7 protein-coding genes and 1 tRNA gene are annotated in these 13,737 nt (G+C 48.9%); 5 read left to right on the plus strand and 3 right to left on the minus strand.

Going from position 1 to position 13,737, the window contains the following annotated elements; genetic code table 11:
* Window positions 1-322: 322 nt before the first annotated feature.
* The gene (dnaE, locus tag HZF10_RS07020; protein WP_176005488.1) at window positions 323-4,843 is read left to right on the plus strand and encodes a DNA polymerase III subunit alpha; all 4,521 of its coding nucleotides are present in this window, start codon (window positions 323-325) and stop codon (window positions 4,841-4,843) included.
* 146 nt (window positions 4,844-4,989) lie between these two features.
* Window positions 4,990-5,307 carry a thioredoxin gene (trxA, locus tag HZF10_RS07025; protein ID WP_176005489.1) on the plus strand — a complete coding sequence of 106 codons (318 nt, stop codon included), beginning with the start codon at window positions 4,990-4,992 and terminating at the stop codon, window positions 5,305-5,307.
* Window positions 5,308-5,352: 45 nt separating this feature from the next.
* On the opposite strand, the gene HZF10_RS07030 is transcribed toward trxA, so the two are convergent.
* From HZF10_RS07030 to HZF10_RS07040, 3 genes are read right to left on the minus strand one after another with little or no spacing between them, the layout of a single operon-like run.
* Entirely contained in the window at window positions 5,353-6,930 is a 1,578-nt protein-coding gene (locus HZF10_RS07030; RefSeq protein WP_176005490.1) for a tetratricopeptide repeat-containing sensor histidine kinase, read from the minus strand.
* 36 nt (window positions 6,931-6,966) lie between these two features.
* On the minus strand, window positions 6,967-7,341 hold the full coding sequence (locus tag HZF10_RS07035) for a hypothetical protein (RefSeq protein ID WP_176005491.1): 375 nt from the start codon (window positions 7,339-7,341) through the stop codon (window positions 6,967-6,969).
* Window positions 7,338-8,042 (minus strand): LytR/AlgR family response regulator transcription factor, encoded by a 705-nt coding sequence (locus tag HZF10_RS07040; protein WP_176005492.1) that lies wholly within the window; start codon window positions 8,040-8,042, stop codon window positions 7,338-7,340. Before HZF10_RS07040 ends, HZF10_RS07035 begins: the two co-directional genes overlap by 4 nt.
* 127 nt (window positions 8,043-8,169) lie before the next feature.
* Between HZF10_RS07040 and HZF10_RS07045 the strand changes: the two genes are divergently transcribed.
* From HZF10_RS07045 to HZF10_RS07055, 3 genes are all read left to right on the plus strand, one after another.
* The gene (locus HZF10_RS07045) at window positions 8,170-12,180 is read left to right on the plus strand and encodes a tail fiber domain-containing protein (RefSeq protein ID WP_176005493.1); all 4,011 of its coding nucleotides are present in this window, start codon (window positions 8,170-8,172) and stop codon (window positions 12,178-12,180) included.
* 234 nt (window positions 12,181-12,414) lie between these two features.
* Complete coding sequence (locus HZF10_RS07050) at window positions 12,415-13,338, plus strand: DUF58 domain-containing protein (RefSeq protein ID WP_176005494.1); 924 nt, start codon at window positions 12,415-12,417, stop codon at window positions 13,336-13,338.
* A gap of 87 nt (window positions 13,339-13,425) precedes the next feature.
* Window positions 13,426-13,499 (plus strand) — tRNA-Asp (locus HZF10_RS07055).
* Window positions 13,500-13,737 lie beyond the last annotated feature (238 nt).

Raw genomic sequence — 13,737 nt, forward strand, 5'->3', positions numbered from 1 at the left:
GCCATCTGAAAAGGTGGCTTTTTTTTATGGTCTGGATTTAGTGATAGGGTTGTCGTCGCTACTTTTAACAAGAAGTACGGTTTTTCTGTATTGGCCGTGTCCTTTAAAATCCGATCTTACCTTCAGGGAAGGGGCGAGTGTGTCCCTGCGGAAAAAACCACTTGCCGAAGTACAGAAAAAATGTACATTTTGTTAAATCTTCAAAGTGGAAAAACGTCGCGTTTTGTTGATAATTTTGGCTTTTGACTAAGCTCCAAAAAAACTATTTTTGGGCATTCTGCGTTTTGCAATCCAATCGCCCAAAACTTCCACGTTTACAGCTATGTACTTAATTTTCGATACCGAGACAACCGGTTTGCCGAAGCGTTGGGACGCCCCGATTTCGGACACATCCAATTGGCCGCGCGCCATCCAGATTGCATGGCAGCTGCACGACGAGTTGGGCAACCTTGTCGAACATCAGGATTTTCTGATAAGACCTGACGGATTCAACATTCCGTACGACGCCGAACGCATCCACGGGATTTCGACCGAACTTGCGATCGAAGACGGGATTTCGCTTTCGGACGCTCTCGAGAAATTCAACGAAGCGCTTTCCAAAACCAAATTCATCGTCGGGCAGAACGTGGGTTTCGACGTGAACATCATGGGGTGCGAATTCTACCGTTTGGGCGTCGCGAACAAACTCGCGGAATTGCCGGTTTTGGATACTTGTACCGAAGTGACTGCGGAATTGTTGAAGATTCCCGGAGGTCGTGGCGGAAAATTCAAGCTTCCGACCTTGACCGAATTGCACCAGTATCTTTTCAACACGCCGTTTGCCGAAGCGCACAACGCGACTGCCGACGTTGAAGCCACGACGCGCTGTTTCCTCGAATTGATCCGACGCGAGATTTTCACGAAAGAGGAATTGGGCGTCCAAACCGATTATTACGCAAATTTCAAGACGCAGAATCCATCGGAAATCAAATCGATAGGATTGCGCCACGTCAACCTGAAAGCGGCTTCGGATGCGATCCGTGAAAGATTGCGTCAAAAGCAGGACGAAGCCGATGCCGGTCTCGACGACATTTCGGTTTCGGCCGATTTGACCGATGCCGTTTTCGCGCATCTTCACAATCACACACAATTTTCGGTGCTCCAATCGACGATTTCCGTTCCGAATCTCGTTGCCGCCGCTGCCAAAGCCAAAATGCCTGCCGTCGCGATGACCGACGTCGGGAACATGATGGGCGCGTTCCAGTTCGTGTCTGCGGTCATGAATCACAACAAAGCTGCATCCGCAAAAAATAAGGAAGCCGAAGAAAATGGCGAGCTCCCGACCGAAGTCGAAATGAAACCGATCGTCGGATGCGAGTTCTACATCTGCGAAGACCGACTCGACCGAACCCGAAAAGACAACGGCTACCAAGTCGTACTTCTGGCGAAAAACAAAAAAGGCTACCACAACCTCGCGAAACTCGCTTCGATCGCGTATACCGAAGGATTTTATTACGTGCCTCGTATTGATAAAAAAGCCGTCGAACAATATAAAGAAGATCTTATCGTCTTGTCGGGAAACCTATACGGCGAAATTCCGAGCAAGATTCTCAATATCGGTGAAAACCAAGCCGAAGAAGCGCTATTGTGGTGGAAAGATCAATTCGGTGACGATTTCTACCTCGAAATCATGCGCCATAAGCAGGAAGACGAAAACCGCGTGAACCAGACGCTGTTGTCGTTTTCTAAGAAACACAACGTAAAAGTAGTCGCCACGAACAACGTCTATTACGCGAACCAGACCGACGCGAACGCCCACGACATTTTGCTTTGCGTCAAAGACGGCGAAAAACAATCGACGCCTATCGGTCGCGGACGCGGTTATCGCTACGGTTTGCCGAATCAGGAATACTATTTCAAGTCGTCCGACGAGATGAAAGCTTTGTTCAAGGATGTGCCTCAAGCCATCGCGAACATAGGCGAGATCATCGACAAGATCGAAACGTATTCGTTGTATCGCGACGTTTTGCTTCCCAAATTCGACATTCCGACCGAATTCCAATTTGCCGAAGACGATGCCGACGGCGGAAAACGTGGCGAAAACAAATACCTCACCTATTTAACTTACGAAGGCGCGAAAAAACGCTACGGCGAAGAAGGATTGACTCCCGAAGTACGCGAACGCCTCGACTTCGAGTTGCTTACGATTGAAAAAACGGGCTATCCCGGATACTTCCTGATCGTTCAGGATTTCATCGCTGCGGCTCGCCAAATGGGTGTTTCGGTCGGCCCGGGACGTGGATCGGCGGCAGGTTCGGCTGTTGCGTATTGCCTTGGAATCACGAATATCGACCCGATCAAATACGACTTGCTTTTTGAGCGCTTTTTGAATCCGGATCGTGTGTCGATGCCCGATATCGATATTGACTTTGACGACGAAGGACGCGGATCCGTTATGGATTACGTAATCAAGAAATACGGCTCGAACCAGGTCGCGCAGATCATCACGTACGGTAAAATGGCGACCAAATCGGCGATTCGCGATACGGCTCGTGTACTCGATTTGCCGTTGTTCGAAGCCGACAGGATCGCCAAATTGATTCCGGGAATGATGCCGGGAAAATGGAACTTGGCGCGTTTCCTTTCCGAAAATGAGGGTGAAGTCAAGAAAGTTTTGCGTGCCGAAGAATTCGACCGCGTCAAGGAATTGATCGCGATGGCGCAGGAAAAATCGCTTGCCGCGGAAACCATCCAGCAGGCGAAAGTTTTGGAAGGATCGCTTCGGAATACCGGAATCCACGCGTGCGGCGTCATCATCACGCCGGACGACATCACGAATTTCGTTCCTGTAACGACCGCGAAAGATTCGGATCTGTACGTGACCCAATTCGACAACGCCGTCGCGGAATCGGCCGGACTTTTGAAGATGGACTTCCTGGGTCTCAAAACGTTGACCCTGATCAAGGACACCGTCAAGCTCGTAAAATACAGGACCGGAATCGAGCTCGACCCCGAGAATTTCCCGCTTGACGACCTAAAGACCTACGAACTTTTCCAACGTGGCGAAACGGTCGGGATTTTCCAGTACGAATCGCCCGGCATGCAGAAATACATGAAGGAATTGCGTCCGACGGTTTTTGCCGACCTGATCGCGATGAACGCCTTGTACCGTCCGGGTCCGATTGCTTATATTCCGGGATTCATCAAGAGAAAGAATGGCGAAGAAGAAATCACGTACGATCTCGAGGCATGCGAGGAATTCCTCAAAGAAACTTATGGAATTACGGTCTATCAGGAGCAGGTAATGCTTCTGTCGCAAAAACTCGCGAACTTTTCAAAAGGCGATGCCGACGTTCTGCGTAAGGCGATGGGTAAAAAACAAAAGGACGTTCTCGACAAGATGAAACCGAAATTCATCAACCAGGCTTCGGAACAGAACGGCCACGACCCCAAAGTCCTCGAGAAAATCTGGAAAGACTGGGAAGCGTTCGCCGAATACGCATTCAACAAATCGCACTCGACGTGTTACGCTTGGGTCGCGTACCAAACGGCTTACCTGAAGGCAAATTACCCCGCAGAGTATATGGCGGCGGTACTTTCCAACAACATGAACGACATCAAACAAGTCTCGTTCTTCATGGAAGAATGCAAGCGTATGGGCTTGCAGGTTTTGGGTCCTTGCGTGAACGAGTCGTATTATAAATTTACCGTAAACGAGGATTACGCCGTCCGGTTTGGTATGGGTGCGATCAAAGGCGTCGGTGGTGGTGCGGTCGAAACCATCGTCGAATCTAGAAAAGACGGAAAATACAAGTCCATTTTCGATTTGGCGAAAAGAATCGATTTGAGAGCGGCGAACAAGAAAGCGTTCGAAAACCTTGCATTGGCGGGCGGATTCGACACTTTCGAGGACACGCACCGCGCCCAATATTTCCATTCGGACGCGACCGAAAACATCACCTTCCTCGAAAAGGCGATGCGCTACGGATCGAAATTCCAGGAAAACGAGAACTCGTCACAGGTTTCGTTGTTCGGCGAAGCGAGCGAAGTGCAGATTGCCGAACCATCGGTGCCGCCTTGCGAGGAATGGAGTACGATGGAAAAACTGGCGCGCGAGAAAGATGTGGTCGGGATCTATATTTCGGGTCACCCGCTCGACGACTTCCGATTTGAGATGAAGTACTTCTGTTCGGCCAAACTCGAGCATCTCAAGAATCTCGAAGCTCATGTGAACAAGACGCTCACGTTTGCCGGGATCGTCACGAATGTGCAATACCGCACGGCCAAAAACGGCAAAGATTGGGGTATTTTCACGCTCGAAGGTTTCGACGAAAGCTACGAGTTCAAGATGTTCGACGAGGAATTCCTCAAGTTCAGGCATTATCTTTCGCAGAACCAATTCCTGCATTTCAAGGTGAATGTGCGCGAAGGTTGGGTCAATAAGGAAACCGGAAAACGTTCGGAGCCGAGATTGCAGTTTCTCGAAGTCAAAATGCTTCAGGATGTACTTGCGTCTCAAGCGAAAAAGCTCACGGTGAACCTTAATATCAAAGACCTGAGATCGGATCTGATTACGCATTTGAGTCATTTGTTCCAACTCAATTCGGGTGCGAATCCAGTGAGTTTCGATATTGTGGAAACCGAAACCGTGCGCAGGCAAATCATCCAGACTGTGACCGCAGGCGATGAAGAAAACCCAGAAGAAGACGGTACAGTCGAAGCTGAAGTGCAAATCCCGACCGAAGTCGAGGAAACGGTTTTGGTGACCAAACTTTCGATGTCGAGCCGTAAAGTGAAAATCAATATCTGTACGGAATTGCTTGTCGAACTTGAGAAATTGGACGTGCGTTTCAAACTGAATTGACGTTTGGAACCGGTCAACGTCTTAACATTTTCACAAATAATTTCAGACAATTTTAGCATAGCAAATTCCAATCCCAAAAGTTAAAATCCATACCTTTAATTTGCCTACTTTTGCAGGGTAAAAACAACTTTTAGATAAAATATATTATGGCACTAGCAATAACAGACGCTACTTTCGAGGAAGTAGTATTGAAATCAGAAAAGCCTGTAATGGTAGACTTTTGGGCCGCTTGGTGCGGACCGTGTAGAATGGTCGCCCCGATCATCGACCAGATCAGCGAAGAATTCGAAGGCAAAGCCGTTATCGGTAAAGTAGACGTAGACGCCAACCAGGAATTTGCGGCTAAATACGGAGTCCGTAACATCCCGACCGTGTTGACTTTCAAAAATGGTGAGGTCGTGAACCGTCAGGTTGGAGTCGCTCCTAAACAAACGTATGCCGATTCATTGAACGCTGCTTTGTAAGCGAATCAGAATATAACGAAAGCCCGAGGGAAACTTCGGGCTTTTTTATTGGTCATTGTTGAACGAAAGCGTGAAGGTCGTGCCTTTTGAAGGTTCGGAAGCCACCGAAATCGTACAGTCGATAGCTTTTGCCAAATCGCGGATCAGGTGCAATCCCAATCCGGTCTTGATGCCGACGACTTCTTTTTCGTCGTACAGCGCGCGGAATTGTTCCTGACTTGCGCCCGGCCCGTTATCGGTGATCGAAAGCAGGGTTTTGCCGTTTTGTTCGAAGGCTTTCCAGGTAATGGTCGCGTCGGTTTGGTTCTCGAGCGCTTTTACCGCGTTGGCCGTAAGGTTGCGCAAAATGGTTTTGAGATAATCGGGATCGGAAGTGACCGAAAGACCGCAATCTTCGAACTCGAATTTCACGTTTCTCACGTCGCCGAAGTGTTGCCTGATTTCTGAAAATGCTTGTGAAATCGAGACTTTTCGAGGCTTTGGACTAAAATTCTCCATTTGGCCTTTGGTCCACAACAGCATGTCTTCCATAGATTCGAGCAAGTTTTCGGCCGACGTCATCGTTTGGTTTTCGATACGCGTCTTGCTTTCGTCGTCGAGCAGTTCGGGATTGTCTTTCTGTAATTTCAAAAAGCCGATAAGCCGTGCGACCGGAGCGCGCAAATCGTGGTTGAGAATGCTGAAGAAACGTGTCTTGACGCGGTCGGCTTCATACAATTCGGCATTCAGTGTTTGGAGTTTCTGGTTCGTACGGCGCCTGTTGCGGCTTTGGTTGAACAGCAAAAGTCCGATTACGGCAAACAGTAAAATCGCCCCGATTAAATACCACTTCTGTTTTTCTTTGTTGTCGATGGTGAGTTTGCTGATTTGTAATTCTTTGTCGCGAAGTTCGATCGTGCGCTGGTTTTCGAGGTTCTCAAGCGTTTGCTTGTTTTTGAAATTAAACACCGAATCTTTGTAAATCGCGAGTTTTTCATTGGCTTCGAGTGCCTTTGCGTAGTCTTTCGTGAATTTATGGTATTGGGCGATGTACTCGTAATCGCTGATCAAACCTTCGTGGTTGTTGAGTTCCTTGTGCATGTTGAGCGATTCGGTGAGTTTTTCGAAACCCTGTTTGGCCAACATGCCATTGTTCAAACCGATCCCTTTTTTGAGCGTGGCAGCGCCGATATTCTGCACGGTGGACGCCATCAGGTCAAGGTCGCCGATTTGCGAGATCACGGCGTAGGCTTTTTGGGAGCTTTCGATGCTTTCGTCGAATCTGCTGAGTGACAGAAAAGTTTCCCCAATCCAACTGTTCACATATGCCAAAGGCACGTCGGCATGCAAAGGCTGCAATTGCTTGATGGCCTCGCTGTACACTTTCAACGCTTCGTCATACTTCGATTGCTTTTCATAAACGATGCCTTTACTCGCGAGATTCATTGCGGCCGATATTTCCTCATTCGGCACCGATTGCCACTCGCGACGCGCTTTTTCATAGTATTCGAGTGCTTTTTCGAAGCTTTCGGAAGCGTTGTAGATGTTCGCGATATTTTGGTAGCACGAAGCGATGCAGGACGTTTTGGAAGCACCGGATTTACAACTTTCAAGATTTCGGATAGCTTGGAAAGATGCATCCAAAGCTTCGGGAAATTTGCTGAGGTTGCCGTATACGGTTCAGGTTTCCATATACGCCATCCCGACCGAACAAGCGTCTTTCGATGCAAGCGATATTTTGCGCGATTGGTCGAGCGTTGCGAGCGATTTTTCGTAATCGCCTTTTATCATCAAATGCCGGCCTTTTTGAAGCAAGGCGTCCGCTTTGCCTTTTTCGTATCCGATTTTCGAGGCGAGAACGAAGGCTTCATCGGCATACTTGAGTCCGATGACAGGGTCTTTATGGAAATAAAAATCGGAAATCGAATTCAGGGTTCTACATTTTTCGATGCTTTTCTGTTTTTTCAAAGCTACGATCATCGAGTCCAATTGCTGGTCTTGCGCAAACGCGAAAACCGACAAGAGCAAAATCAAAAAAAGTAGCGTTTTCCTCATAAAACAGTGTTCAGGTTGTCGCGATAGCTGCGTCCGACGGGTACAGAAACCTCGTTGTGCAGCACGACTTCGTTAGGCAAAATTTTCTGGATGAACTGTTTCTGTACGGCGAAACTCCTGTGTATCCTGATGAAGGAACTGAATGTCGTTTCTTTGAGCAACGTGCCCAAATTCGAAAGAACACAGTGCTTTTTGGCGTTGGTCACGATTTTCGTGTAATCCTTGAGCGCCTCTAAATACAGGATGTCGTGCAGTTTTATCTTGGTCTGCTCGTAACCTTCCTTGATGTAAATCACGTCTCCGCCAACCGAAGCTTCGAACAACGACGCTTTTTCCTTGAGATCAAGATAATCTTCTATCCTTTGGGCGGTTTGTGCAAATCGGTCGGGTTTTAACGGTTTGACGATAAAATCGAGCGTGTCGAGCGCAAACGTTTCTATCGCGTGTTCCGGATGGGCCGAAATAAAAATGCACACGGGCACTTCTTCGGCCATCTCGCGGAATTCTAGTCCGTTGATACCAGGCATGTCGATGTCGAGAAACAGTATGTCGATTTTTTGCTTGAGAAGTAAATCCAAAGCCGGGCCTGCCTCCGAGAAAACGCCTTTTATTTCAAACTGTGGGAAACGCTTTACGTGCGAAACCACGCTGAGGCGATCCAGCTCGTCGTCGTCGAGTATGAGGCAGCTGTAGGTTTTCATGTTCTTTCAAATTTAAAAAATAATTAACATCCTCAACGTTAGTCTATTTAAAATGTCGTTTGTCTATTTCATCTTTTTTGACGTGAGCCGTAAATAGATATTTGCGCCTGAAAAACAACGACATACGATGAAAAACATTCTACTCATAATCGGAATCTTTTTGGGAGCGGTTTCGATGCAGGCGCAGGTCGGTATCAATACCACGACACCCGGGGCGCAACTCGACATCCGTGCTGTAAATCAGGCAAGTCCAAGCATTACGGACGGTTTGCTGATTCCGCGTGTCGATGCGTTTCCGGCGAGTAATCCCGGAGTCGCCCAAAACGGGATGCTCGTATATCTGACCACGACTCTTGGCCCGAGCCAACCATCGGGATATTACTATTGGGACAATACGGCCACGGCCTGGAAGGGTGTTTTCGGCGATAAAGGATGGGCGCTTACCGGAAATTCGGGCACCGCTGTGGCAACGAATTTTATGGGAACGACCGATAACGTCGACATAATTTTCAGGCGCAACAACATCAAATCGGGAATTCTCGGCACATCTACGACAGCTTTCGGAAACACGTCGATCAGCGATTTGAATACGGGCGCGTGGAACGTCGCTTTCGGATCGTTCACCTTGACCAACAACACGACAGGACTCGAGAACAATGCGATTGGCGATGCGGCTTTGTATGCGAACACTACCGGATTTTACAACGTCGCCAACGGTTCTGATGCGTTGCGTTTCAACACCACCGGAAATTACAATACGGCTATCGGGCGCTTCAGCCTTCGGGCCAATACCACGGCCAATGCGGGAACGGCAGTCGGAAACGGCGCTTTGGCCAGCAATACTACAGGAAACTGGAACGTGGGCCTCGGAGCCAGTGCGCTCGAAGGCAACCAAACCGGAGCCAATAACGTTGCGGTCGGCACGAATGCAATGCGTATCGGGCAAACCGGTTCCAATTCCACTTCGGTCGGCACGAATTCGCTGTACAACAATACCGGTTCGGGAAACGTGGCGGTAGGTGTCAATTCGATGCTACAGAATACAAGCGGGCTGTACAACACTGCCGTCGGAAGTTTCTCGTTGCGCGACAACACGACGGGCGGATACAATTCAGCCATCGGATACAATTCCCAAATCGTGAGCCAGGGATCGAACAATACGAGCGGAGGCGTGAATTCGATGTATACCAACACGACCGGTTCGTACAACACCGCAAATGGCGTCAACGCTTTATTCTCGAATACGACTGGAGGCGAAAATGTCGGTTTGGGCATGAACGCTTTGTATACCAACCAGGCCGGAGTCCAAAATACCGCCGTCGGGAATAACGCGCTGTATCACAATACGGCTTCGGGTATCGTAGGTCTCGGCCAACAAGCGCTTGCGGGCAATACCACAGGTCAATACAACACCGCCGTCGGAACCTATTCGCTTTTGAACAACCAAACGGGTGGCTACAATACCGCGGTAGGATTCAATGCACTCAAAGCCAACACCGCCGATTTCAACACGGGTTCGGGCGTGAATTCGATGTTTACCAATACGACAGGTAATCACAATACAGCTCATGGTTACGGCAGTATGTTTTCTAATACGACAGGGTTCAGGAATGTCGCTTTGGGTTCGACGACTATGTATTTCAATACGACAGGAAGTTATAATGCCGGAATAGGAGTAGGAGCGCTTTGGCAAAATACGACAGGCGGCTCTAACGTGGCTGTTGGAGATAATGCTTTGTCACAGAATACGACCGCAAATTTCAACACGGCCGTCGGTGTGAGCTCTTTGCAGGCTAATACGACTGGTGCGGGCAACTCGGCAGTCGGGCAGCGCGCCGCATTCATGAATACGACGGGCGGTGCGAACGTGGCGTTCGGGCAAAATGCGCTTTACAGCAACACGGTCGGAAATTTCAATACGGCATTAGGGCATCAATCGCTTGCTTCCAATACGGCGTCGGGTCTCACCGGTGTAGGTTTCGGTGCAATGAATGCCAATACGACGGGTACAGACAATACCAGCGTCGGTTATCAATCGGCCTATGTGAATACGACCGGAACGGGCAATACCGCGGTCGGGAGCGAAGCCGTTTTCCAAAGTACGGGTTCCAATCAGACGGGCATAGGTAACCATGCTTTATATTTGAATACTACGGGTACAGACAATACGGCCGTTGGCGGGTTGTCGATGTACAACAACTGGTCAGGAAACCGAAATACCGCTTTAGGATACCAATCTTTACAGGCCAATTCGACAGGATCGAACCTGACCGCTTTGGGTTATCAGGCGATGTATAGCTCGCCATCGACACAATATTCATCGGCTGTCGGCTATCAGGCCATGTATGCGAATACGAACGGTTATTCGAATACCGCTTTGGGTTATCGCGCGCTTTTTTCGGGTACCGATGGCAACTTCAACATCGGGATTGGCCCGAACGCGCTCTATTCGAACACCACAGGCAACGACAATATCGCCGTCGGATCGAATGCGTTGTATGGTTCGGCGATGACGGGATGGGGAAATATCGCAATGGGAAGCAGTTCGATGATGGGCAATACGACCGGAATCGGTAACGTGGCCGCGGGCTACCATTCGCTTCAGGGCAATACGATCGGAAATTATAACGTGGCTTTCGGAATCAATGCGATGCTGAACAACATCAGCGGAAGCGGCAATATCGGCATCGGGTTCGGCGCGTTGCAAACCAGTACCGCCACAGACAACAACATCGCGATCGGACGAGGCGCATTGAGCGACAACACCGTGAACGAGCAAGTCGGGATCGGGTCGGAAGCGTTGGGCGCTAATACGATCGGAACGCGAAATACGGCAATCGGCACGCGGGCGTTGCGATTCAATGCGAACGGCATCAACAATACCAGTATCGGATATGAAGCACTTTCGACTTCGTCAAGCGGACAGAACAACACCGCAATCGGCTCGGAAGCACTCAAAGTCAACACGTCGAATTACAACACCGCCGTCGGTTCTTCGGCTTTGACGAATACCAGTACCGGATCGTTGAATACGGCGACCGGATACGCTTCGATGTTGCTGAACACGATTGGGGCGCGCAACTCGGCTTACGGAACGTATACGCTTTACAAAAACGATCAAGGCACAGACAATTCGGCTTTCGGCCAGCACGTGATGTACGAAAACACGAGCGGTACGGGAAATGCGGCATTCGGTACGAACGCTTTGGAAGATTCCGCAACCGGAAACAACAACGTCGCGATCGGCAACCAAAGCCTCGCAAATTCGAATGGGGTTTCCAACCAGACGGCGGTCGGTGCGCAAGCGTTGTTTACCAATACGTCGGGAACGAACAACACGGCCGTCGGTTATCGTACGCTTTACACGAACAGTACGGGCTCGAGCAACGTGGCCATGGGAACCGAAGCGCTTCAGGCGAACACCAACGCCGCACAGAATTCCGCGGTAGGGTTCAACGCGTTGTACAACAACCAGACGGGTGCGAGCAACACAGCTTTCGGATCGCGCGCCTTGTACAACAATACGACCGGGAATTTCAATACGGCCGTGGGTTACAATGCCTATCCGGTTCCGAATAACGTGAGCAATTATACCGCTTTGGGATATAACGTCGGGACGGCATCCTCGGCTTCGAACATGGTCGAGATAGGCAATATGGCCGTTACCGTGATCCGCGGACAGGTCGGGTGGGGAACGTACAGCGACGCACGCATCAAGAAGAACATCAAAAGCAATGTTCCGGGCTTGAGTTTCATTTCGAAGCTGAATCCGGTCACGTACAATCTCGACATCCACCGCCAGAGCGAACTCACTGGAGCCGACAAGGACAAAACCGATTGGGAAGGCAAATATGATCTTGAAAGCATCGTCCAAACCGGATTTCTCGCACAGGAAGTCGATGCTGCGGCTCAAGCGGTAGGATTCGATTTCAACGGCATCGAAAAACCCAAAAACGCGAACGATCTGTATTCGCTGCGCTATGCCGAATTCGTCGTGCCTTTGGTAAAAGCCGTGCAGGAACAACAAACGATCATCGAAAACGAACAGTCAAAAAATGCCGCACTTGAGCAAAAAGTAAGCGATCTCGAGGCGCGTCTTAAAGCGATAGAGGAAAAATTATCGGAAAAACAGAACTGATTTATTCAGGTTATGGGAGTTAGGTTGCCCTGGCAGATGAGCGTTTCTGCTTGGGCTAAAGGTCGGTTGTGGTAGCCGGCCTTTTACCTTTTTAGGGATGTTCTTTGGTAAAACCTCAAAGGTTTTCAAAACCTTTGAGGTTTCTAAAAAACGACAGTTTCTCCAGCCGCGGCAACGCCCAAAAAAATAATAAATAATAGAAATAAAGAATCCCGAATCTCTATATTTGGAACTATGAAGATCGATTCCCAATTAGAGAAAATCTCAAGTTTCAAGCACCTCGAACTGCTCGCCAACCAAATCGTCGAAGGGTTTATTTCGGGCATGCACAAAAGTCCGTTTCATGGATTTTCTGCCGAGTTTGCCGAACACAAAACGTACAACGCCGGCGAAAGCACCAAGCACATCGACTGGAAATTATTCGCCAAAACCGATCGTTTGTATACCAAGCGTTTCGAGGAAGAGACGAATTTGCGTTGTCATTTGATAATTGACAATTCGAGTTCGATGCATTATCCGAAACTGTCGGACGAGCCGTTTTTTTACAACAAGATCGGGTTTTCGGTATTGGCTTCCGCCGTGTTGATGAACCTGCTCAAAAAGCAGCGCGACGCCGTCGGATTGAGCGTTTTTTCGGATTCGTACGAATATTACTCGCCCGAAAAAGGGAGCGATCGCCATCATCGGATGCTGCTCGACAAACTGGAAGGTCTGCTCGAGAATCCGAAGGTTTCAAAACAGACGGATACGGTTACATATCTGCATCAGATCGCCGAAAAGATGCACCGTCGTTCGATGATCATTTTGTTTACCGACATGTTCCAATCGGGAGACGAGGAAAAACTGTTCAGCGCGTTGCAGCATCTCAAGCACGATAAACACAAGGTAGTCTTGTTCCATGTGATCGACAGCAAGACCGAATTGAGTTTCGATTTCGACAACGCGCCACGTAAATTCATAGACCTCGAGTCGGGTGAAGAGATCAATATTTTTGCCGATAACGTCAAGGATGCCTACGAAAAACAAGCTGCGGCCTATTTCAAGAAGCTTGCGATGACGTGCGCCCAGAACCGGATTAAGTACATTCCGGTAAATGTGGGTCCGGATTTCGAAAAAATTATGACGACATACCTTGTTGAGAAACAAGCTTTTGGTTAAACAAGTAAAAAATAGTTTGGATTTTTTTTTGAAAACACTTGCAGAAATGAAAATCCGTTCTATCTTTGCACTCGCAATTCAGCGCAAGGTTTGGTAGTTCAGTTGGTTAGAATGCCGCCCTGTCACGGCGGAGGTCGCGGGTTCGAGTCCCGTCCAGACCGCGAAAATTGGGAAAGCACTTTGGAAACAAAGTGCTTTTTTGCCCAATTGAGGTTAGGAAATTTAACAGTTTCCGTTTGACGCCTTAAACGCAGTTGTGTTGTTTCGACGCGAAAGCGTCAGGTTTAGTAGTTAGACCAATGAAAAGCTTTCCACTTTTGTGGATAGCTTTTTTGCATTTATGGCCATTCCGATTGTGGTTTAGTAGTTAGTCTCCCGACGCTTCGGGAAAAAGCTTTC

The organism is Flavobacterium agri (genome assembly GCF_013401995.1).
GTDB classification, from domain to species: Bacteria; Bacteroidota; Bacteroidia; order Flavobacteriales; family Flavobacteriaceae; genus Flavobacterium; species Flavobacterium agri.